The sequence below is a fragment of the Janthinobacterium psychrotolerans genome (assembly GCF_001677885.1).
GTDB lineage: Bacteria > Pseudomonadota > Gammaproteobacteria > Burkholderiales > Burkholderiaceae_D > Janthinobacterium > Janthinobacterium psychrotolerans.
In genome coordinates this window covers 30481-52337 of the sequence record NZ_LOCQ01000062.1, presented here as the reverse complement: position 1 = coordinate 52337, position 21857 = coordinate 30481, and the positions used below count along the sequence as shown (strand labels likewise).

Sequence of the window (21857 nt, the reverse complement as noted above, 5' to 3'; positions counted from 1 at the left end):
AGTCTTGACGTCTTAACAAAAATCGCGGCTGCTGGTGCGCAGCCGTCCCAGCAGGTGCGACATGTCGACCAGGCGCCTGGCCACCAGGTTGCGCACGATGCCCTCCTGCTGCCACACGCCATACACGCCCAGCAAGGACGCCCCCAGCACCTCCTTGCGCTGCGCTTCCACCAGCGATGGCCAGACGATCACGTTGACCGTGCCGGTCTCGTCTTCCAGCGTCAGGAACAGCACGCCCTTGGCCGTGCCGGGGCGCTGGCGCACGGTGACGATGCCGCAGGCGCGCGCCACTTGCCCGTTGGTATAACAGCGCAGGATGGAGGCCGGCAGGAAACGCTGCGCCAGCAACTGCTTGCGCAGCAGCGCCAGCGGATGGCGGCCCAGGGTCAGGCCTTGCGCGCGGTAGTCGCTGACGATGCTGGCGCCTTCGCTCGGTGCCGGCAGCTGTGGCAAGTCTTCCTCGACCGTGGTGGCGCGCAGCAAGTCACGCTCGGGCACGGCGCCGGCCGCCTGCCACAGCGCTTCGTGGCGGTTGCCGGCCAGCGCCTGCAGGGCATTGCCGGCGGCCAGTATCTGCAAGTCGTGGCGATCGAGTGATGCACGCCGGGCCAGGTCGGCCACGTCGACAAACGCCGCGATGGCGCGCGCGTCCTCGATGCGCCGGGCAGCGTCGGCGCGCATGCCGAACAGGGTATTGAAACCGAGGCGCACCGCCGGCGTGTTGGCCTCGCCCGCCAGCGCCGCTTCCCAGCCGCTGGCGGCCACATCGACGGGAAACACTTGCACGCCATGGCGGCGCGCATCCTGCACCAGTTGCGAAGGACTGTAAAACCCCATCGGCTGGCTGTTGAGCAAGGCGCACAGAAAGGCCGCCGGTTCGTGGCATTTCAGCCAGGAACTGGCATAGGTCAGGAGCGCAAAACTGGCCGCATGCGATTCGGGAAAACCGTATTCGCCAAAGCCTTCGATCTGGCTGAAGATGGCTTCCGCAAATTCTTTTTCATATTTGTTCTCCACCATCGCGTTGACGATGCGCTCGTGGTAATTGTTCAGGCCGCCCTTGCGTTTCCAGGCCGCCATGGCGCGCCGCAACTGGTCCGCTTCGCCGGGCGTGAAATTGGCGGCGATAATCGCCACCTGCATCACCTGCTCCTGGAATATCGGGATGCCCAGGGTGCGGCCCAGCGCCTTTTCCAGCCCCTTCGGATACACCACCGCTTCCTTTTGCTGGCGCCGCTGCAAGTAGGGATGGACCATGCCGCCCTGGATCGGGCCGGGGCGCACCAGCGCCACTTCGATCACCAGGTCATAGAACTCGCGCGGGCGCAGGCGTGGCAGCATGCTCATCTGCGCGCGCGATTCGATCTGGAACACGCCGATGGTGTCGGCCTCGCAGATCATGTCGTACGTGGCCTTGTCCTCGGACGGAATATCCTGCATCACGAACGCTTCGCCACGGCGCAGGCTGACAAGGTCGAAGGCGCGGCGCAGCGCCGACAACATGCCCAGCGCCAGCACGTCAACCTTCATCAGGCCCAACTCTTCCAGGTCATCCTTGTCCCACTCGATCACGCTGCGCTGCGCCATGGTGGCGTTTTCGATCGGCACCAGACGAGAAAGCTTGCCTTGCGCAATCACGAAGCCGCCCGGGTGCTGCGACAAATGGCGCGGAAAACCCAGCAGCTGCTGCGCCAGGCTGGCCCATTGCCGCGACAAGGGCGCCTCCGGGTCCAGCCCGCTTTCGGCCAGGCGGTTCAGCAGGTCGCGCTTGCCGTCGAACCAGCGGTGCGCCTTGGCCACTTTTTCCACGATGGCCAGGTCCACGCCCAGCGCGCGGCCGCTGTCGCGCAAGGCGCTTTTGGGACGGTAGCTGATCACCACGGCGGCCAGCGCGGCGCGGCGCCGGCCATATTTGCCGTAGATATATTGAATCACCTCCTCGCGCCGCTGGTGCTCGAAGTCGACGTCGATGTCGGGCGGCTCATTGCGCTCGCGCGACATGAAACGCTCGACCAGCGAGTTGCCGCGCGCCGGATCCACCTCGGTAATATGCAGGCAGTAGCAGACGGCCGAATTGGCGGCCGAGCCCCTACCCTGGCACAGGATATTTTGCGAACGGGCAAAGCGCACGATATCGTAGACGGTCAAAAAATATGGCTCGTATGCGAGGTCGGCGATCAGTGCCAGCTCATGCTCGATCTGCGCCTGCACGTTGGCGGGGATGCCCAGCGGAAAGCGCGTGCGGGCCCCATGGTAGGTTTCTTCACGCAAGTAAGTGGCCGGCGTATGGCCGGCCGGCACCAGTTCATCGGGATATTCATAGCGCAGGCTATCGAGCGAGAAATCGCACCGGCGGGCAATCTCCATGGTTTCGGCCAGGGCCTGCGCCGGATACACATTGCCCAGGCGCAGCCGCGCGCGCAGATGCTGTTCCGCGTTTTGCGCCAGCGCATAGCCGCACTCGGCCACCGGCTTGCCGACCCGCACGGCGCACAGGGTGTCGAGCAGCGGCTTGCGCGAGCGCACGTGCATGCACACATGGCCGACCGCCACCACCGGCAAGCCCTGCGCATTTGCCGCCGCCTGCACGGCCAGCCGGTGCGCATCGTCCTGGGCGCGCAGCAGCAAATTGAGGCCGATCCAGTTGCGTTCTTTTTTCTCTCCCTTGTCTTCTTCCATGGCGAAGGTGGCCTGCATCCACGCCGCCTGTGGCCGCAAGGCATCGGCATCGGCCGGATAGCTGGGCAGCAAGATCATCAAACAGCCGGGCAAGCCTTTCAGATGCGCGAACTCGGGCGCCGGCGCGGTGAAGTCGTTGGGTGTCAGCAAATAGCGTCCCTTGGCCGCGCGCGTGCGCGCCATGGTGATCAGCTCGGACAGGTTGCCGTAGCCCTCGCGGTTTTTCGCCAGCGCCAGCAGCGACCAGGCGGGACTGCCATCGGCATGCGTCAGGTGAAAATGCGCGCCGATGATCAGGGGAAAAGCCGCCCGTTTGGCCACGCCGTGCGCGCGCACCACGCCGGCCAGCGAGCACTCGTCCGTGATGGCCAGTGCGCTGTAGCCCAGCTCGATGGCGCGCGCCACCAGTTCCTGCGCATGCGAAGCGCCGTGCAGGAAGCTGAAGTTGGTCAGGCAGAACAACTCGGCATAATCGGGCAAGCTCGCGATCGCCATGATGCACCTCAACACTGTATATAAACACAGTAATTATACGCAAGTCAAAACTGCATTGGCTTTTGCCCATCGCTTCCCCTGAGAACCTCTCCTTGTACCACCATGGCTGAGGTGCGGCATGCGCACCATTCATAACTGGTATGACTGAAATGCGATTTACATATATCCCCGCCAATTCTAGGATGCCTGACGTGCACCAGCCATCGGGCCGCACATCGGCGCCAGCCGGCAAGCCCATGCCATCAGGCAGGGCTCAACGATTGATCAAGGGGACCATCCATGTACAACGCCATTACCGGGGCCGGCGCGGCGCCGCCGGCCACCGCCGCGGATGCGGACAATGCGCTCTACCGCAAGGTGACGGGCCACATTATTCCGTTTCTGTTCGTCTGCTACGTTATTTCCTTCCTCGACCGCATCAACATCGGGTTTGCCCAGCTGCAGATGAAGCAGGACCTCGGTTTCAGCGACGCCATGTACGGGCTGGGCGCGGCGGTTTTCTACGTCGGCTATGTACTGTTCGAGGTGCCGAGCAATCTGCTGCTGGCAAAATACGGCGCGCGCAAGACCTTCGTGCGCATCATGCTGCTATGGGGCGCCGCTTCCGTCTCGATGGCCTGGGTATCGACGCCGATGCAGTTCTATCTGCTGCGCTTCACCCTGGGCGTGTTCGAAGCCGGCTTCTTCCCCGGCATCGTGCTCTACCTTACCTACTGGTATCCGCCGCTGCGGCGTGCCTCGGTACTGTCGTTTTTCTTCGCCGGCGTGGCGGTGGCGTGCGTCATCGGCGGCCTGGTGTCGGGCTGGATCATGCGCGACATGGCCGGCGTGCTGGGATTGAAAGGCTGGCAATGGATGTTCGCGCTGGAAGGCGCGCCTGCGCTGGCGCTGGCGGTGATCGCCTTTTTTTATCTCGATGATGGCCCGCGCGACGCCAAGTGGCTAGGCCAGCACGAAAAAGCCCGGCTGGCGGACAACCTCGCCGACGATGCGCCGCCCGCCGGCAGCGGCGCGGCCCGGGGCGCTGCCTGGTTCAGCAACCCGCGCGTGTATTTGTATGCCTTCATTTATTTTGCGCTGACCTGCGGTTCGCTGACGCTGAGTTTCTGGATGCCGCTGATGATCCGCGATTTCGGCGTGCAGGATGTGCTGATGGTCAGCCTGTATTCGGTGATCCCGAACGCGATCGGCGCCGTCGGCGTGATCCTGATCGCCCGCCTTGCCGACCGCCGGGCGCAGCATGGCAAGTTCTTCGCGGCCTGCACCGTCGGTGGCGCGCTGGCCCTGGCGGCCCTGACTACCCACCCGTCCAGCCTGGCGCTGGCGCTGCTGTTGCTGTCGGTGGCCACCACCCTGATCTTCTCGGCCTTGCCGATATTCTGGGCCATGCCGACGGCGCTGCTGCCGCGCGAAGGACGCGCGGGAGGCATCGCCATGATCAGCAGCTGCGGCATTACCAGCGGCATCGTCGCGCCATGGGCGATCGGCCAGATCAAGACGGCCACCGGCAGCATGGACATCGCGCTCTACATCCTGGCCGTGCTGCTGGTCGTCAGCGCCGCCGTGCTGCTGGCGAGCCTGGCCAGGCCTACTCCTGGTGCAGGTCGAACACGTCCTTGACCTGCTTGCGCAGCCAGTTGTTGGCGCCATCATGCTGGAAGCGCGGATGCCAGTACTGGCGGATCGCGAACGCCGGCACCACCACCGGCGTCTCGACCACCTTGATGCTGCGATAGCCGGCAAAGCGGCTTGCCAGTTCGCGCGGCACGGTGGCGATCAGGTTCGCATTGGCCTCGATGATCATCGGCACGGTCAGGAAATGCGGGGTGGTGAGGTAGATCCGGCGCGGCCCGGCAAGCTGGTCAACGATGCCGTCGTAGGCGTCCTCCACCCTGCCCGACAGCGAGACGACAATATGCTCCATGGCGAAATACTGTTCACGCGACAGCGCCTCGCCGATCTGCCGATTGCGTCGATTGACGATGGTTACGAACGAGCGGGTAAACAGCTGCTGCTGGAACAAGCCGTCGGGCATGGAATGCAGCGAGCCCAGCGCCAGATCGGCTTCACCACGCTCGAGCACGTCCTCGATCTGCTGCATCGGCACTTGCAGGGTACGCAAGGTGCATCCCGGCGCGGCGCTGCGCAGGCGCTCGATCAGCTTGGGCAGGAAAATCAGCTCGCCCATTTCGGTCATGCAGAGGCTGAAGACACGCCTTGCCGTCGCCGCGTCGAACCCTTCGCGTACCAGCAGTTCGCCGCGCACCGTTCCCATCACCGCCAGCACCGGTTCGAGCAACTCGAGCGCGCGCGGCGTCGGCTGCATGCCGCTGCCGGTCTTCAAAAACAGCTGGTCGCCAAAGAACAGCCGCAGCCGTTTCAGGGCGTGGCTGACCGCACTTTGCGACATGCCCAGCTCCTGCGCCGCACGGCTGACGTTACGGATGCGTATCAAGGCGTCGAAGACCGGCAGCAGGTTGAGATCAAAATCCGCGTTATGTATGTTATTCATAGTTATGATCGATGTACGCTGATTTACAAATAATACGGCAACTCGCATGATCTGCCTACCGACATTGAGCGCGGCATTACGAGGAGAGTGCATCATGGCAGAGAAAAAATTTGCGTCACAAGCCGACCTGGAAGTGAAGAAAACCAGCTTCATCAAGCTGTCCGACAACGCCTATGCCTACACGGCCGAAGGCGATCCGAATTCCGGCGTCATCATCGGCGACGACAGCGTGATGGTGATCGATACCACCGCCACCCCGGTGATGGCGCAGGCCCTGATCAAACATATCCGCAGTGTCACCGACCTGCCGATCAAATACGTGGTGCTGTCGCACTACCACGCGGTGCGCGTGCTCGGGGCGTCGGCCTACTTTGCGGAAGGCGCCGAGCAGATCATCGCCTCGCGTGGCACCTATGAACTGATCGTCGAGCGCGGCGCGCAGGACATGCAGTCGGAGATAGAGCGTTTCCCGCGCCTGTTCGCCGGGGTCGAATCGGTGCCCGGACTGAGCTGGCCGACCATGGTCTTCGAGAAAGAGATGACGATCTTCATGGGCAAGCTCGAAGTCAGGCTGGCGCATATCGGCATGGGCCACACCAAGGGCGATACCGTGGCCTGGATCGCGTCGCAGAAGATCTGTTTCTCGGGTGACCTGGTCGAGTTCGACGCCGCGGCCTACACCGGCGACGCCCAGCTCGAAGAATGGCCAGCCACGCTCGAAGCGCTGCGCGCCCTGGGCGCCGAGAAGCTGGTACCGGGACGCGGCCCGGCCCTGCTCAATGCGCAGCAGGTCGATGCCGGCATCGACTACACGAAAGACTTTGTCACGACACTGCTGGGCAGCGCCAAAGAGGCGGTGGCAAACAGCATGAACTTGAAAGAAACCATGGCGCACGTGCGCGGCAAGATGGACCCGAAATTCGGCCACGTCTTTATCTACGAGCATTGCCTGCCGTTCGACGTCACGCGCGCCTACGACGAAGCGAAGGGCATCAAGCATCCGCGCATCTGGACCGCGGCGCGTGACCAGGAAATGTGGCATTCGCTGCAGAACTGATCCCCACCGACGGCCTGCGCGGCGTGCTGCGCGCCGGCCCTCGTCCGCCCTTGACGTACTCCTGGAGCTGATATGGATATCGATTATCAACGCCGCGTATTCCACTACGCGCCACACAAGCGCCAGCCTGTCCGCCATCCGGTGGTGGTGGTCGGCGCCGGCCCGGTCGGCCTGGCGACCGCCATCGACCTGGCCCAGCAAGGCGTGCCCGTGGTCCTGCTGGACGACGACGACAAGCTGTCGGCCGGCTCGCGCGCCATCTGCTTTTCGAAACGCACGCTCGAAGTCTTCGACCGCCTGGGCTGCGGCGAGCGCATGGCGAACAAGGGCGTCAGCTGGAACCTCGGGCGCATCTTCATGCGCGACGAAGAGGTTTACGGCTTCGACCTGCTGCCCGACGCTGGCCACCAGCGGCCGGCCTTTGTCAATCTGCAGCAATACTATGTGGAAGGCTATCTGCATGAACGCGCGCAGGAACTGCCAGCGCTCGACCTGCGCTGGTGCAGCCGCGTCACCGCGATCGAGCAGCATGCCGATCACGCGACGCTGACGGTCGACACGCCCGATGGCCCCTACACGCTGGAGGCGGCCCATGTGGTGGCGGCCGACGGCGGCAAAAGCACCCTCCGCAAACTGATGGGCCTGGAGAGCAAAGGCCGGGTCTTTCGCGACCGTTTCCTGATCGCCGACGTGAAAATGACGGCCGACTTTCCGGCCGAGCGCTGGTTCTGGTTCGACCCGCCATTTCACCCCGGCCAGTCGGTGCTGCTGCACCGCCAGCCCGACAATATCTGGCGCATCGACTTCCAGCTGGGCTGGGACGCCGATCCGGTGGCCGAAAAGGCGCCCGAACGCGTCATCCCGCGCATTGAAGCCCTGCTCGGCAAGGAAGCGCGGTTCGAACTCGAATGGGTCAGCATCTACACCTTCTGCTGCCTGCGCATGGACCGTTTCCGCCATGGCCGCGTGCTGTTTGCCGGCGATGCCGCGCATGGCGTGTCACCATTCGGCGCGCGTGGCGCCAACAGCGGCGTGCAGGACGCCGACAACCTGGCCTGGAAGCTGCGCCTGGTGATCGAAAACAAGGCGCCGGAGGCGCTGCTCGACAGCTACTGCCAGGAACGCGAATACGCCGCTGACGAAAACATCCTGAACTCGACGCGCGCCACCGACTTCATCACACCCAAGAGCGCGGCCAGCCGTTTGTTCCGCGACGCGGTGCTGCAACTGGCCAAGCAGCAGCCCTTCGCCCGCAAGCTGGTCAATAGCGGCCGGCTGTCGATGCCGTCCGTGTATGCGCAATCGGCCCTGAACACTGCGGACGCGGATGTTTTCCGGCAAGGCTTGCGGCCAGGCTCACCGGCCGCCGACGCACCGCTGGTGTTCGAGGGCCACGCCGACTGGCTGCTGCGCCATACCGGCAACGCGTTTACCGGCATCTATTTTGCCGGCACCGAACACGATGGCCAGGCCATCGCCGCGGCGCTCGCGCTGGCAAACGAGGCCATCCCCTTGCGGCTGCTGGTGGTCGCGGCGGCAGGACAGGCGCAGGCGGGCATGTTCGAAGACAGCGCAGGCCTGGCGGCGGCGCGCTACGATGCCGCCCCCGGCAGCTTCTATCTGCTGCGGCCGGACCAGCACGTCTGCGCGCGCTGGCGCAGCTTCGATGCGCATGCGGTGCGCGCGGCGGTGGCGCGCGCCTGCGGCCACCCGCCCATGGCGACCAACGCAACACCTAGCCAAAACCAGATGGAGCCCGCATGCACCAGCATTTGAATCTTGAACCGAACCTGGCCGACCCCGATGCCTACTACGAGATGCTGGTCGACACGCATCAGGACCTCAGCGACGAGCAGAGCAGGATGCTCAACGCCCAGTTGGTCCTGCTGCTGTCGAACCATATCGGCGAGCCGGACGTGCTGCGCGTGGCGTTTGCCATCGCGCGTGGAAACGTCGAGACAGCAATGACGTGAGCTGCCGGCGATTCGGTTATGCTGGTGCTTTCCCTTCGGCATAACTTATATCGGCATCGTCATGACCATCCATCTCCTGAAATGTTTCGGCGCCGCGCCCGGCGGCGGCAACCCGGCGCTGGTCGTCGAGCACGACGCCGGCACGGAAACCGAACGCCAGCAGTTTGCGCTTGAACGCCAGCTCAGCGCCTGCGTCTTTATCGACCGCCAGCCCGACGGCGCCATCGTGCTCGACTATTTTTATCCGCACACGCGCAGCCCGCTGTGCCTGCACGCGACACTGGCCGCCGCCCATGTGCTGCTGACGGCGCCCGGTGCCCCGCCCAGCCTGGTTGTCCACACGGCCATGCGCGCTCAAGCCTTGCGGCTGGCGCGGCGCGCATCAGGTCTGCTGATCGGCCTGGCACCGCAAGCGGCGCCAGCCGTGATCATCGAGCACTATCTGCCATCCGAACTGATGGGCCAGCACATGCACTTGCTGTCGCCGCCCGTGATCGCTTCCATCGGCAGCCCCAAGCTGCTGCTGGAAGTGGCGGACAGCACCACCTTGCGGGCGCTGCGGCCGAACCTGGAGCTGATCGCCGACTGGGGCCGCCTGCATGGCGTCAATGGCTGCTATGTGTATTGCAAGCTGGCCGACGGCCGCTATGAAGGACGCAATTTCAACCACCTGGACCCGGCGATGGAGGACAGCGCCACCGGCGTGGCCGCCGGGGCGCTGGCACATCACTTGCAACAGTCGCTGAGCCTGTCGCAGGGCCATGTCACCGATCAGCCTTGTCTGATCCGGGTCGAGTACGCCGAAGGTGAAATATGGGTGGGCGGAATGGTGCAAAGCAGCACCTGAACGGGGCATCGTGCACCATGGCAATGCAGACAAAGCGACAACAAAACTGCTGCATACCAGGAAACAACAGTTACGCTTTATTTGTAATAAGAAAATACGGTATTGCTGGCAGATAGTTAAAAACTGGCACTAGAATCAAGTGACAAAATCACTTGGAGATACCCGCGTGCCGACCCTGACCACCTTGCGTAAAGCCGTTCTGATCAGCCTGTATGGCAGCGCCGCCCTCGGCGTATTTGCCTCGCCCGCCATGGCGCAAACCGGCGACGCCGCCAGCGCGGCCGACGCCGTGCAAACGGTCAGCGTGGTCGGTTCGCGCCGCGTCAGCGCCAGTTCCGCCACCGACACCATGGTGCCGGTCGATATCATTCCCATGACCAAGGTCGCCGAACAGGGTGGCCAGTTCGACCTGGCGCAGTCGCTGCAATATATCTCCCCTTCATTCAATTCCACCCGCCAGACCGGTGCGGACGGCGCCGACCTGGTCGATTCGGCAGCCCTGCGCGGCCTCGGTTCCGACCAGACCCTGGTGCTGGTGAACGGCAAGCGCCGCCACACCACCGCCCTGGTCAACCTGTTTGGCGCGCGCAACCGTGGCAACACGGGCACCGACATGAATGCGATCCCGCTGCTGGCCATCAAGAACGTGCAGGTGCTGCGCGACGGCGCCGCCGCCCAGTACGGCTCGGACGCGATTGCCGGCGTGATCGATATTGAACTGAAAAAAAGCCTGGGCTGCGAAGCGGTGGCCGGCTACAGCCAGTATTCGGAAGGCGACGGCAAGAACTACATGACCTCGGCCTATTGCGGCATGGCACTCGGCGACAAGGGCACCATCGCGGTCACCGGCGAATACCTGGACCGCGGCCGCTCGAACCGCGCCGACGCCGGCAGCCTGCGCACCATCGGCGATACCAAGGCGGAAAACCAGACCTTGTATGTCAATGGCGACTACGCCACCAGTGCCACCAGCAAGCTGTATTTCACGGCCGGTGCGCAGACCCGCGATGCATCGAGCGCCGCGTTTGGGCGCGGCGGCATCGGCAGTGTCGATATTCCAGGGCGCAACTCGGCCGCCATGTATCCGAACGGTTTTGTCCCTTTTATCAACGGCAAGATCGACGACCGCTACGCCACCTTGGGCCACCGTGGCCAGATCGGCGACTGGAATGCGGATTTTTCGCAGACCTATGGCTACAACAAGATGCGCTACGACATCAGCAATACCTTGAACGCCTCGATCGCCAATCTCGATTTGCTGGGTGGCGGCAAAGGCATCAGCCCCAGCCGTTTTGACGCGGGCGGCTTCTCGTTCCAGCAGCTGACCACCAATGCCGACTTCAGCCGCTATTACGACACCGTGCTGCGCGGCATGAACGTTGCCTTCGGCGCCGAATACCGCAGCGAGGAATACAAGATCATGGCCGGCGAACCGGGCTCCTATATCGACGCGGACGGCGTGGGCGTGGGCGGCAGTGGTCGCAGCCAGGGCTTTCCCGGCTTCCAGCCCGGCGACGTGACCAAGGCCAAGCGCCACAGCATCGCCGCCTATGGCGACGTGGAGCTGGACCTGACGGACCGCCTGAAAACCCAGGGCGCCGTGCGCTATGAAAAATTCAGCGACTTCGGCTCGACCGTCACCGGCAAGCTGGCCGCCAGCTACAAGGCGGCGCCGACTGTGCTGCTGCGCGGCTCGGCCAGCACGGGGTTCCGCGCGCCATCGCTGCAGCAAGTCTATTTTTCGTCGACCTTTACCGATTTCGTCGGCGGCGTGCCGACCGACGTGGTGCTGGCGCCAAATGGCGGCGCGGTGGCCAATGCGGCCGGCATACCAAAGCTGAAGGAAGAAAAGTCCACCAGCTTTACGCTCGGCACCACCTGGACGCCGACGCAGGCGATCTCCGTCACGGCCGATCTCTACAACATCAAGATCAAGGACCGCATCGTGCTGTCGGGCCGCTTCAACGCCGACAACTACCCGGACCTGGCGGCGCGCCTGTCGCTGCTGGGCGTGGTCGAAGCGCAATTTTTCGTCAACTCGATCGACACGCGCACGCGCGGCCTGGACCTGACAGCCTCGCACAAGGGTGAGCTGTTCAGCAACCGCCTGACCACCTTCCTGGCGCTGAACCTGAGCAAGACGGAAGTGACGAAGGTAAAAACCCCGGCTTCGCTGGCCGGCTTTGAAGACGTGCTGCTATCCGAACGCGAACGCCTGTTCATCGAGCAAGGCGGCCCGCGCTCGAAAGCCACTTTGGGCTTCGACTACCTGACCGGCAAGCTCGAATCGAACCTGCGCGTGATCCACTTCGGCCCGCAAACCCTGGGCACCTTCAGCGGCACCGCCGACGGCGTGCCGAACGCGCGCTATGCGGCAAAAACCTCGGCCGACCTGAGCTTTACCTACAGCATCAATAAAAACACCAAGCTCACTTTCGGCGGCAACAATATCTTCAACGTCAAGCCAACCACGCAGAATGCCGACGAAACCGATAACGGTTTCAAGTATGACAGCGTGCAGTTCGGCCTGAATGGCGCGTCCTGGTTCGGACGACTGTGGGTGAAGTTCTGACCTGAGGCCCTCTGAAAAAACAGCGGCTGCGCCAGCATGGGCAGCCGCTGTTTTTTTGGGCAAGGCCATCAACACGGCCTGGTTGACCGTTGCCTATCTACAACCAAATCGCCAAGCAGATTGTTTTTTTTGTGCTTCTGTGAGAAACTAAATACAACAAATAAAACGAAATAACCAAATAACTTATTTCGTCATACTCAGCACCCAGCCCTGTGCCATGACAGTGCATTGTTTTTGCCCAGCGCTGACTTCGCGCATGAATGGCGTATCTTCTTGTCACGCTCATCCTGCCTTCGAAATTGCATTGTTTAACTGATTGATCACTTGACGGCGCGTCGACCTGCATTCTGTCCTCGCATGCGTCAAATTCCGACAACACGTGCGGACCATATGCAAATAATAGACCAAGGGAATATCGTGAAAAATTTATCTGTACGTACCCAGCTCGCGCTCGCCTTCGGCGCCATCACATTGCTGCTGGCGGGCATCGCCATCATTGCCATTTTCAGCATGTCGCGTCAGTCAGCAAGCTTTGAGAATTATGTGCATGGCGTGCGCGAACGCTCCGAAGCTGCCCATGTCGTGCAAGAATCGGTAGGCATGCGGGCTGTCGCGGCAAGAAACCTGGTGCTCGTCACCATGCCGGCCGACCGTGAGCTCGAGAAGAAAGTTGTTTTCAAGGCCCAGGAGGAGGTGGTGAACAATCTGCGCAAGCTGAAGGAACTTGCCAGGGATGCGTCCGTGTCGGACGTTGAGCAGCGCATGGTCGACAAGATCGACGGCATCGAAAAACAATATTCACCGGTGGCGCTGGCGATTGTCGATCTTGCCCTGCAAGAAAAGAAAGAGGAGGCGACCATCAAGATCAACCAGGAGTGCCGCCCCTTGCTGGCGGCCCTGGTTGCCGCTTCCAATGAATACGCGCAATACACCACGCTACACTCGCTGGAACTGATCAAGGCAGCGGAAGACAAATTTGCGGCAGCCCGGAACCAGCTGGTTCTGCTCAGCCTGCTGGCCACCGCACTGGCGATTGCGGCCGGCATCCTGATCTCGAAGCGCCTGCTGAACGCACTGGGTGCGGAACCGGTTGCCTTGTGCGAGGCCGTGACGAAGGTTGCGAGCGGCGACCTGACCGGCGAATTGCCTGTCAGGGCCGGCGACAGCAGCAGTGTGCTGGCGGCCGTGCAGCGCATGCAATTGTCGCTGGTGCAGGTGGTCTCGTCGGTGCGCCAGGATTCGGAACTGGTGTCGACCGCCGCAGTGGAAATCTCCACCGGCAATAACGATTTGTCGAGCCGGACCGAGCAACAGGCCAGTGCACTGGAAGAAACCGCGTCCTCGATGGAAGAACTGACCTCGACCGTCAAGCAGAATGCCGAGAATGCGCGCCAGGCCAACGTGCTGGCCATCACGGCGTCGGATGTGGCGACCAAGGGCGGCGCCGTGGTTGCGCAGGTGGTGGGCACGATGGAATCGATCAGCGAAGCGTCGCGCCAGATCGTCGATATCATCAGCGTCATCGATGGCATCGCCTTTCAAACCAATATCCTCGCGCTCAATGCGGCGGTGGAAGCGGCCAGGGCTGGTGAACAGGGACGCGGATTTGCGGTGGTCGCTTCCGAGGTGCGCAGTCTTGCCCATCGCAGCGCCACCGCCGCCAAGGAAATCAAGGTACTGATCGACAATTCGGTGGAACGGGTCGACCTGGGCACCAAATTTGCCAATGAAGCGGGCGCCACCATGTCCGAGGTGGTCGGCAGCGTGACGCGTGTCACCGATGTGATCGCCGAGATCGTCAGCGCCAGCCAGGAGCAGTCGACCGGGATCGAACAGATCAATCAGGCCGTCAGTGCGATGGACAATGTCACCCAGAAAAATGCCTCGCTGGTCGAGGAAGCGGCCGCCGCGGCGGAGTCGCTGCGGATTCAAGCCGACCATCTGGTGCGCACCGTGAGCGTCTTCCAGATACCATCAAACGGCAGCCACCCGGTCGTCGCGCCCACCGCGCGGCCAAAGTTGAGCAATGCCAGCAAGACTGGCGCCGCGGCCAAGGCGCCTGCACGCGTGTCATCGGCAAAGCCGGCGCCTGCGTCGAACGTCATGCCTTTGTCGCAGGCAAAGGCACGCAAGGCAGCCGCTGCCGGGGGAGACTGGGAAGAGTTCTAGGCGGCAAGCGGGTCAACCTTGACGGCAGCCGCAGGCCCATTTACGTCACGGTATCGACGGCGAAAACCGGTCCGTGCCACTGCTCGTTATCGAACAGCACCATCCGATGTTTGTCCGGCCAGTTGAGCGTGACAAGCCGCTGCCAGAACCTGCGCGCCGCATCGTTTTCCGCGATGACATGCATTTCCCAGCGCGCCGGACAGTGGCGCATGATCGCCTGCGCGGCATGCTGGCCCACGCCCAGACCACGATATTTGCGCACGACGAAAAACTCGACGATGGCATGGGTACTTCCTGGCATGCAGACCTCCTGATTCGTCAGCGCAAAACCGGCCCACTTGCCGTCGACCTTGATCACATAAGCCGCATGGCCGGCATGGTTCCAGAAACAATCGAGATCGGGATAACCATACTGCCCATGCTCATCGAGATCGGTGCCGTCGAGTTCCGAAAAATCATGCTGGTACAGCTCCATCAGATTTCTGACGATCAGGCGCTCGGCCTGTCCCGCAAGGGTCACCTCAATATTCATCACGCTGGCATCCGTTTTTCATCTCAAGCCTTGCATATCGCTGCCATTCGGTCCAGAATTTTGCCGCGATGTCGACATAAGCATCGACAGGCCCTGCAGTCTCGGCATCGAACCAACGGCAAAACTCCTCATGAATTATTTGCCTGACGTCGGCCTCATTACTTGCGTCCTTCAAGCGTGGAAGTATGGTTTCCACTTCCGGATCATACTCGTCAGTATTCGATGCAAAATTAATTCCTGCCGGGTCGGCATCGAACAAAATCTTTGAAAGCACATCAAACAATGCGCCATATTCTTGCCGTATCAATTTCCTGCTTTGAACGTCACTGGTCACTCGTCTTTTCCTTTACATTGAGCATGAAAGCCCGGCTGCCGCTGTCAAAAAGGTGACCATGCACTCAAACTGGCCTTGTCGGCATGCCCATCGCTCAGGGCTTTCAATGCGCGGATAAAATCATCGAGCAGCGCCGGCTGGGTCATCATGTAGAAGGTGCTCTCGGTGGCGACGTGCTTTTTACCGAAGTCAAAATATTCGGACTGCGCGGCAATGGTGATGTACAAATTTCCCATCTCCTGAAAATGCAGGCGGGCATGAAAGGCACCCGATGCATATTCAGGGCCGAATTCCCCGAATCGCAAGTCATGAATGCCGCCGTGGACATGATCCTTGAAACGGTCCAATCCGGCGGCGGCCTCCTTCAAGCGCTGGTGTCCCGCATACACGTTGATGCCGAAGGTTGAGGCGCCGTCATTGGCTTCGATACGTAACTCGACCATATCCTCATCGGCCCATATCCTGAGAAAGCTGATTCCTGTCTCCATATCTACCTTATATCAAGCACATTGAACCCTGCTGGCTGCGGCTGTGTTATTGCTACTTTAACGTATTTGCAGTCCAATCCGTGTCACCACATTGAAGGAGCATGCCATGCCCGCGTCCCCAGTGGAATTCTGGTTCGATTTCGGCAGCAACTACAGCTACCTGAGCGCCATGCGTATCGAGGCGCTGGCGCGTGAACAGAAGGTGGAGGTAGTCTGGAAGCCCTTCCTGCTCGGTGTCGTGTTCAAGGCGCTGGGCTGGGAGTCGTCACCGTTCGTGCTGCAAAAGCTCAAGGGCGACTATGTGTGGCGCGACATGGCGCGCCTGTGCGCCAAATATGGCTTGCCATGGCGGCAGCCGAGCACATTTCCGCGCACTGCCCTGCTGCCCATGCGTGTGGTGCTGATCGGCGCGGACCAGGGCTGGATCGCGCCGTTTTCCCGGCGCATGATGACGATGAATTTTGCCGAAGACCGCGATATCGACAACCTTGATGCGGTTGGCGAGGCATTGACGACACTCGGCCTCGATGCGCCCGCCATCCTGGCGCTGGCGCTGACGGATGAGAACAAGCTGCGCCTGCGCCGCCAGACGCAACAGGCGCAGGCGCTGGGCTTGTTCGGTGCACCCGGCTTTGTCTGCAATGGCGAACTATTCTGGGGCAATGACCGGCTGCACGATGCGCTGGCATGGGCTACGGTCACTGAGCCTCGGGCGTGCCACCCGGACAATCAGCCGGAATAAAACGCTGGCGTCCTTCCGCCTCGTACTCCTCCAGACTTTGCAGCCCGACCGCCAGGCGGCGGTTGACCATGGCGCGATCATCGACCGGCTCGATGACCAGATGGCAGCGATCCGGCTGCGAGAATTGCGTCCCATACTCCTGGGGACGGCCTTCGTTGGCGGCGATGCGATCGGAAAGGTAGGCAAGATCACGCGCTGCGGCTATGCCGGCCTTGACCGAGCCCTCCAGAAGTGCCCGCGCTTCGCGCTGGAATGCGAGGTCGCTATCGGCATAGCTGCACCAATAACCAGGCACTGTGACTGTCTTTTGCCGTCCCGGGCCAGCCACACGCGGCGATGATGTTCTTGACCTGTTTCAGATTCTCGCCATCAATGACTTTCCAGCGTTTTTGCAACGCCTCTTTTTCAACAGACGTACCTTTCGAATTTTGCTCCAGCGCATACCACTCTTGCCGGATTTGCTGGTCCTTGCCGGCCATGTCGTTCAAGCGCATGCCGGCGTCAGCGCAATCGCTGGCGCTTGCGTTTGCCTGCAAAGCGCACACCATCAGGCTTGAAAAAATCATTTGCTTCTTCACGGAACGTCCCTTCCAGCTTGACGGCATCTCATCGAGCCTGCTTTCATGCCCTCGCCAGCGCCACAATCTCGCGCTGCATGTTCTCGATCGCCCGCTGGTTGTACTGGTTGGAAAAATACGCATCGCCAAACAGCTGCCCGGCCTGCGCCTTGGCGCTCAGATGCTGCAGGGCCAGGCCGCGCTGCTGGTTGAAACGGGTCGGCTCGACATGCGCGTACTCACGGGCTATGGCTTGCGTGTAAGCCTGGTAGACCTCTTCATCCTGCCCCAGGATGGCCAGGTCGGCGCTCAGCATCACGTCTTTCAGCACATGGGCGATGGCCGGCCCCTGGAAGTGGTCGGTGGCGCGGATCAGCTGGGCGACTTCCTGGTTGTCATCGGCATCCAGGCCGCTGCCCAGCCACAGCTGGGCGCTGGCTTCCTCGCTCGAATACAGGGCGTCTTCGTCGTGGCCGTAGACGGCGTCGTGGAACCAGAAGGCTTTTTTGACCAGCGCGCTGTCGCGCGGCGCGGCATAGGTATTGTCGGCCCACACGCGGATCTCGGACAGGCCGTGCACCAGGTGGTCGAGGTTGTGATAGTGGCGGTCGGCGCCGCCGTAGGCGTCGGACCCTGTCAGGTGGGCGAACCAGTGATCGAATCGCGCGATCTGTTCGGCCGGCGCGGTGGCGTAGTGCCACAGCGCTTGCCATTCCTTGCGCAGGCAGTCGAGTATCCACGCCTGGTAGGCGGGGCCGGGAACGAATTTTTTCATGGTCCAGTTCCAGCCGACCGGGCCTTCCAGCGCTTTCACGAAGCTGGAGCTGACGGAACCGAGGTCGCGCGGCGGCATCACGAAGATGGTCTTCGCGCCTTGCAGCACGTCGACATTGGTTTGCTGGATCAGGTTTTCATAGTCGAAATCGGCGGTGGTGCGGATGCCGCGGATCAGGTAGTCGCAGCCGTGCTTTTTCGCCGCGCGCGCCGTGTAGTCGCCCTTGACGATCACCACCTGCACATTGTCCCAGCCGCATTCGCGCGCGCTTTGCTCGATGATGCGCTTGCGGTCTTCGGCCGGGAACTGCGGCTTCTTGGCCGGGTTTTGCGACAGGAACACGATCACCTCGTCGGCCAGCGAGCGCGCTTCGCCGATCACCCACATATGGCCATTGGTGATGGGGTCGAGGGTGCCTGAAAAACCGATCTTCTGCATGCTGCGCTCCGTTTGCTTGATTGCTTATTGGGCAGACAATATAGGCCTGCGCCGCGCGCGTCAATGCAGCATGCTAAAGAACAGTATCCATTCGCTACTTTTTCAGCGGCAGCGGAAACTCCACCCGCACGCACAGGCCGCCGAGCCGCTCGGAGCTGCCCAGCACCAGGCGCGCGCCATGGCGCTCGGCGATCGCCTTGATGATGGCCAGTCCCAGGCCGCTGCCGTTGGCGTCGGTGCCGGGCACGCGGTAGAAGCGGCTGAAGACCCGCTCGCGCTCTTCCTCGGGGATGCCGGGGCCGCTGTCTTCCACCGACAACGTCACGCCGACCGGCGTCGAGCGCAAGTCGATATCGACCCGGCCGCCCTGCGGCGTGTACTTGATGGCGTTGTCGACCAGGTTGCGCAGCAGGATGTTCAGCGCGTCGGCCTGGCCGGCGGCGCTGGCCGGGTCCATATGGTGCAGGCCCAGGTCGATCTTGCGCGCCTGCGCCACGCCGGCCATGTCGCCCAGCGCGCGCTTGACGACATCGTTCAGGTCCACCAGCTGCAGCTGGTCGCCGCTGGCGGCGCTGGCCTCCTGGCGCGCCAGCACCAGCAACTGCTCGACCAGCCGCGTGGCCCGTTCGATGCCGGCGCTGACGCGCGAAATGGCCAGGCTGCGCTTGTCTTCCGACTCGGCGCGCTCCAGGCTCAGCACCTGCAGCTTGAGCGCCGCCAGCGGCGTGCGCAATTCATGGGCCGCGTCGGCGACAAAATGCTGCTGCGCGTCGAAGGCGGTTTTCACGCGGTCGAACAGCAGGTTCAGTTCATGCACCAGCGGGCGCACTTCGTCGGGCAGGCCGGACTCCGACACCGGCGACAGGTCGTCGGCCTGGCGCGCCGCCACCTGCTTGCGCACGCGCGACACGGGCGCCAGCGAACCGCTGACCACCCACCACACCACCAGCATCAATATCGGCGCCATCAGCGCGATCGGCCCCACGGTGCGCAGCGCCAGGCTGCCGGCCATGCGCTTCCTGACCGCCATGTCCTGCGCGATCTGCACGGTCTGGGAGCTGGTCTGCACCGAGAAGATGCGGTAGGTGGTGCCGTTCGCCTTGACGTTCGAAAAACCCAGCACGGCGCGCTGCGGCAGTTCGGCGCGCGTGATCGAACGGAACACCTGCACCCCGTCCGGCGTCCACACCTGCACCACCATGTCGTTATTGGCCGGATCGGCCGGCAGGGCTTCGGCATGGTTGGCCAGCGGCGCGCCGGAACGCAGCGACAGCGCCATCTGCTGCATGTGGTAGTCGAAGATCTGGTCGGCGTCGTACAGCGCGCTGCGGTAGGCGATCGACGCCTGCGCCAGCGCCGCCATGATAATGGCGGCCAGCAGGAACCACAGCAAGCGGCCGCGCAGCGAGTGCGTTACCGTCACCTTCATTCTCATGCCTTGGGCACCATGTAGCCGAGGCCGCGCACGTTCTGGATCAATTCGCTGCCCAGCTTCTTGCGCAGGCCGTGGATATACACTTCGACGGCATTGCTGTTGACTTCATCCTTCCAGCTGTACAGTTTTTCTTCCAGCTGCGCGCGCGACAGCACGATGCCGGGCCGCGCGATCAGCGCTTCGAGCACCGCCCATTCGCGCGCCGACAGATTGACCGGATGGCCGTCGGCGATCACTTCGCGCGTCAGCGGATTGATCGACACGCCCTGGTGTTCGAACACCGGCTCGGGGCGGCCCGAGGCGCGCCGCAGCAAGGCGCGGATGCGCGCCAGCAGTTCGTCGAGGTCGTACGGCTTCAACACATAATCGTCGGCGCCGGCGTCCAGGCCCGCGATGCGCTGCTCGATGGCGTCGCGCGCGGTGGCCACCAGCACCGGGGTGTCGAGTTTGCGCACGCGCATCGAGCGCAGCACTTCCAGGCCGTCCTTGCGCGGCAGGCCCAGGTCCAGCAGCACCAGGTCGTAGGTCTGCGTCTGCAGGGCCGTATCGGCCATGTCGCCATCCTTGACCCAGTCCACCGCATAGTGCTCGGCGCGCAGCAGGTCCAGCACCACTTCGCCGATCATTGTGTCGTCTTCTACCAGCAGCAAGCGCATGGTTGCCTCTCTTTGTTATTGGTTTAGCCCAAGCGCACCGGGATAAAGATCTTGTCCGGTCCGCGCTGTATCAGCAAGGCAACCGACTTGGCCGACTTGTCGACCACGTCGCGCACCTGCTCGACGGTGTTGACGGGGCGCCCGTTCACCGACAATAACACGTCGCCCGGCTGCACTCCGGCATTGGCCGCGGCGCCGCCAGCGTCTTCCACCAGCAGGCCGGCGCTGATGCCCGCTTCGCGCTTTTCATCCGATTGTAACGGACGCAGCGCCAGGCCCAGTTTTACCTTGCCGGCCGCGCCATGCTCGGGCGCCGCTTCGGCCACCTTGTCGGCGGCATTGCCCAGAGTCGCGGTCAGGGTGACGATCTTGCCGTCGCGCCAGACGTCCATGTTGATCTTGTCGCCCGGCAGCGCAATGCCCACCATGGCCGGCAAGTCGCCCGAGGCGATAATGCGCTGGCCGTTCATCTTGCGGATCACGTCGCCCGACTTCAAGCCCGCCTTGTCGGCCGGGCTGCCGCGCTCGACGTTGGCGACCAGCGCGCCTTCGGGCGTGGCCAGCTTGAACGAGTCGGCAAAGCCCTGGTTCACTTCCTGCACCGTCACGCCAAGCTTGGCGTGGCTGGCCTTGCCGGTGGCGACGATCTGGTCCTTGATGCGGCCGGCCAGGTCGATCGGGATCGCGAACGACAGGCCCTGGAAGCCGCCCGTCTGGCTGTAGATCTGCGAATTGATGCCGACCACCTCGCCGCGCGTGTTGAACAGCGGGCCGCCCGAGTTGCCGGGGTTCACCGCCACGTCGGTCTGGATAAAGGGCACGTTGCTGTCGTCGGGCAGCGACCTGCCCTTGGCGCTGACCACGCCGGCCGTCACCGTGCTGTCAAAGCCATACGGCGAGCCGATGGCCAGCACCCATTCGCCCACTTTCAGGTCGTTCGAATGGCCCAGCGGCACCACCGGCAGGTTGTTGGCGTCGATTTTCAGCACCGCGATATCGGTCTTCGGATCGGAGCCCAATACCTTGGCGCGGAACTCGCGGCGGTCGTTGAGCTTGACGGTCACTTCGCGCGCATCGCGCACCACGTGGGCGTTGGTCATGATGACGCCGTCGGGGCTGACGATAAAGCCGGAGCCGAGGCCGTGCGTGGGCACGTCGCGGCCACCGCGCTGGCCGCCTTGCGGACCCTGGAAGCGGCGGAAGAATTCAAAGAAGGGATCGTTGCCGAAATCGTCGGCGCCGGCCTGGCCCGAGGTGTCGAGCTCCACCTTGGTGCTGCCGGTGACGCTGATATTGACGACGGCCGGGCTGTTGCGCGCGGCGATCTGGCTAAAGTCGGGCAAGGAAACCAGCGGACCGGGCGCGGCCGTGGCTGCGGCGGGCGCCACGGCGGCGGCCACCGGTGCGGCGGCGGGCGCGCCATTGGCGCCGGCATTGTTCTGATGCACCACCATTGCGCCACCGGCACCGAGCACACCGATGGCGGCCAGGGCGGCGACGGTGCGTTTGATTTTCAGCGATGGGCTGGCCGTTTTTTGTTCTTGGTGTTCCATGGATTGCTCCTCATTCAATGAGACTTTGATGCATGCAATATTG

General features: G+C 62.9%; 19 protein-coding genes. 8 read left to right on the top strand and 11 right to left on the bottom strand.

The window, feature by feature from the left end:
- Nucleotides 1-12: 12 nt before the first annotated feature.
- Nucleotides 13-3174: an error-prone DNA polymerase gene (locus ASR47_RS24310; RefSeq protein ID WP_065310382.1), complete on the bottom strand. Its 3162-nt coding sequence runs from the start codon at nucleotides 3172-3174 to the stop codon at nucleotides 13-15.
- Between the two features lie 279 nt (nucleotides 3175-3453).
- Here ASR47_RS24310 and ASR47_RS24305 point away from each other — a divergent pair, with 279 nt between their 5' ends.
- Nucleotides 3454-4794, top strand: a complete 1341-nt coding sequence (locus ASR47_RS24305) for an MFS transporter (protein ID WP_065310381.1) — start codon at nucleotides 3454-3456, stop codon at nucleotides 4792-4794.
- Here the strand turns inward: ASR47_RS24305 and ASR47_RS24300 are convergent.
- The gene (locus ASR47_RS24300; protein WP_065310380.1) at nucleotides 4763-5686 is read right to left on the bottom strand and encodes a LysR family transcriptional regulator; all 924 of its coding nucleotides are present in this window, start codon (nucleotides 5684-5686) and stop codon (nucleotides 4763-4765) included. The genes ASR47_RS24305 and ASR47_RS24300 overlap by 32 nt on opposite strands.
- 94 nt (nucleotides 5687-5780) lie before the next feature.
- Here ASR47_RS24300 and ASR47_RS24295 point away from each other — a divergent pair, with 94 nt between their 5' ends.
- The 6 genes from ASR47_RS24295 (at nucleotide 5781) to ASR47_RS24270 (ending at nucleotide 14304) form a co-directional block, all read left to right on the top strand.
- Nucleotides 5781-6743 (top strand): MBL fold metallo-hydrolase, encoded by a 963-nt coding sequence (locus ASR47_RS24295; protein WP_065310379.1) that lies wholly within the window; start codon nucleotides 5781-5783, stop codon nucleotides 6741-6743.
- A 72-nt stretch (nucleotides 6744-6815) separates the two neighbouring features.
- Nucleotides 6816-8519, top strand: coding sequence for an FAD-dependent oxidoreductase (locus ASR47_RS24290; protein ID WP_065310378.1), 1704 nt, complete (start codon nucleotides 6816-6818; stop codon nucleotides 8517-8519).
- Entirely contained in the window at nucleotides 8504-8716 is a 213-nt protein-coding gene (locus ASR47_RS24285) for a DUF2783 domain-containing protein (protein ID WP_065310377.1), read from the top strand. The genes ASR47_RS24290 and ASR47_RS24285 overlap by 16 nt, the downstream gene beginning before the upstream one ends.
- 61 nt (nucleotides 8717-8777) lie before the next feature.
- The gene (locus ASR47_RS24280) at nucleotides 8778-9563 is read left to right on the top strand and encodes a PhzF family phenazine biosynthesis protein (protein WP_065310376.1); all 786 of its coding nucleotides are present in this window, start codon (nucleotides 8778-8780) and stop codon (nucleotides 9561-9563) included.
- 139 nt (nucleotides 9564-9702) lie between these two features.
- A complete protein-coding gene (locus ASR47_RS24275) occupies nucleotides 9703-12135 on the top strand; it encodes a TonB-dependent receptor plug domain-containing protein (protein WP_425402761.1) in 2433 nt (810 codons plus the stop codon).
- A 417-nt stretch (nucleotides 12136-12552) separates the two neighbouring features.
- The gene (locus ASR47_RS24270) at nucleotides 12553-14304 is read left to right on the top strand and encodes a methyl-accepting chemotaxis protein (RefSeq protein WP_245714458.1); all 1752 of its coding nucleotides are present in this window, start codon (nucleotides 12553-12555) and stop codon (nucleotides 14302-14304) included.
- Between the two features lie 40 nt (nucleotides 14305-14344).
- Here the strand turns inward: ASR47_RS24270 and ASR47_RS24265 are convergent, their stop codons facing one another.
- From ASR47_RS24265 to ASR47_RS24255, 3 genes are read right to left on the bottom strand one after another with little or no spacing between them, the layout of a single operon-like run.
- Nucleotides 14345-14836 carry a GNAT family N-acetyltransferase gene (locus ASR47_RS24265; protein WP_065310373.1) on the bottom strand — a complete coding sequence of 164 codons (492 nt, stop codon included), beginning with the start codon at nucleotides 14834-14836 and terminating at the stop codon, nucleotides 14345-14347.
- Nucleotides 14826-15170 (bottom strand): hypothetical protein, encoded by a 345-nt coding sequence (locus ASR47_RS24260; protein WP_065310372.1) that lies wholly within the window; start codon nucleotides 15168-15170, stop codon nucleotides 14826-14828. Before ASR47_RS24260 ends, ASR47_RS24265 begins: the two co-directional genes overlap by 11 nt.
- Nucleotides 15171-15214: 44 nt before the next feature.
- Nucleotides 15215-15658: a hypothetical protein gene (locus ASR47_RS24255; RefSeq protein WP_065310371.1), complete on the bottom strand. Its 444-nt coding sequence runs from the start codon at nucleotides 15656-15658 to the stop codon at nucleotides 15215-15217.
- A 106-nt stretch (nucleotides 15659-15764) separates the two neighbouring features.
- On the opposite strand from ASR47_RS24255, the gene ASR47_RS24250 reads away from it, so the two are divergent.
- The gene (locus ASR47_RS24250) at nucleotides 15765-16400 is read left to right on the top strand and encodes a 2-hydroxychromene-2-carboxylate isomerase (protein ID WP_065310370.1); all 636 of its coding nucleotides are present in this window, start codon (nucleotides 15765-15767) and stop codon (nucleotides 16398-16400) included.
- Here the strand turns inward: ASR47_RS24250 and ASR47_RS27240 are convergent.
- From ASR47_RS27240 to ASR47_RS24225, 6 genes are all read right to left on the bottom strand, one after another.
- Entirely contained in the window at nucleotides 16357-16695 is a 339-nt protein-coding gene (locus tag ASR47_RS27240; protein ID WP_150127957.1) for a DUF6624 domain-containing protein, read from the bottom strand. The two genes, ASR47_RS24250 and ASR47_RS27240, sit on opposite strands and share 44 nt — an antisense overlap.
- Nucleotides 16664-16978 (bottom strand): hypothetical protein, encoded by a 315-nt coding sequence (locus ASR47_RS24245; RefSeq protein ID WP_150127956.1) that lies wholly within the window; start codon nucleotides 16976-16978, stop codon nucleotides 16664-16666. Before ASR47_RS24245 ends, ASR47_RS27240 begins: the two co-directional genes overlap by 32 nt.
- Nucleotides 16979-17021: 43 nt before the next feature.
- Nucleotides 17022-18170 carry a pantetheine-phosphate adenylyltransferase gene (gene coaD / locus ASR47_RS24240; RefSeq protein ID WP_065310368.1) on the bottom strand — a complete coding sequence of 383 codons (1149 nt, stop codon included), beginning with the start codon at nucleotides 18168-18170 and terminating at the stop codon, nucleotides 17022-17024.
- A 94-nt stretch (nucleotides 18171-18264) separates the two neighbouring features.
- Entirely contained in the window at nucleotides 18265-19599 is a 1335-nt protein-coding gene (locus ASR47_RS24235) for an ATP-binding protein (protein ID WP_065310367.1), read from the bottom strand.
- Between the two features lie 2 nt (nucleotides 19600-19601).
- A complete protein-coding gene (locus tag ASR47_RS24230) occupies nucleotides 19602-20261 on the bottom strand; it encodes a response regulator (protein WP_065310366.1) in 660 nt (219 codons plus the stop codon).
- Nucleotides 20262-20284: 23 nt separating this feature from the next.
- Nucleotides 20285-21814 carry a Do family serine endopeptidase gene (locus ASR47_RS24225; RefSeq protein WP_065310365.1) on the bottom strand — a complete coding sequence of 510 codons (1530 nt, stop codon included), beginning with the start codon at nucleotides 21812-21814 and terminating at the stop codon, nucleotides 20285-20287.
- Between the last annotated feature and the right edge of the window lie 43 nt (nucleotides 21815-21857).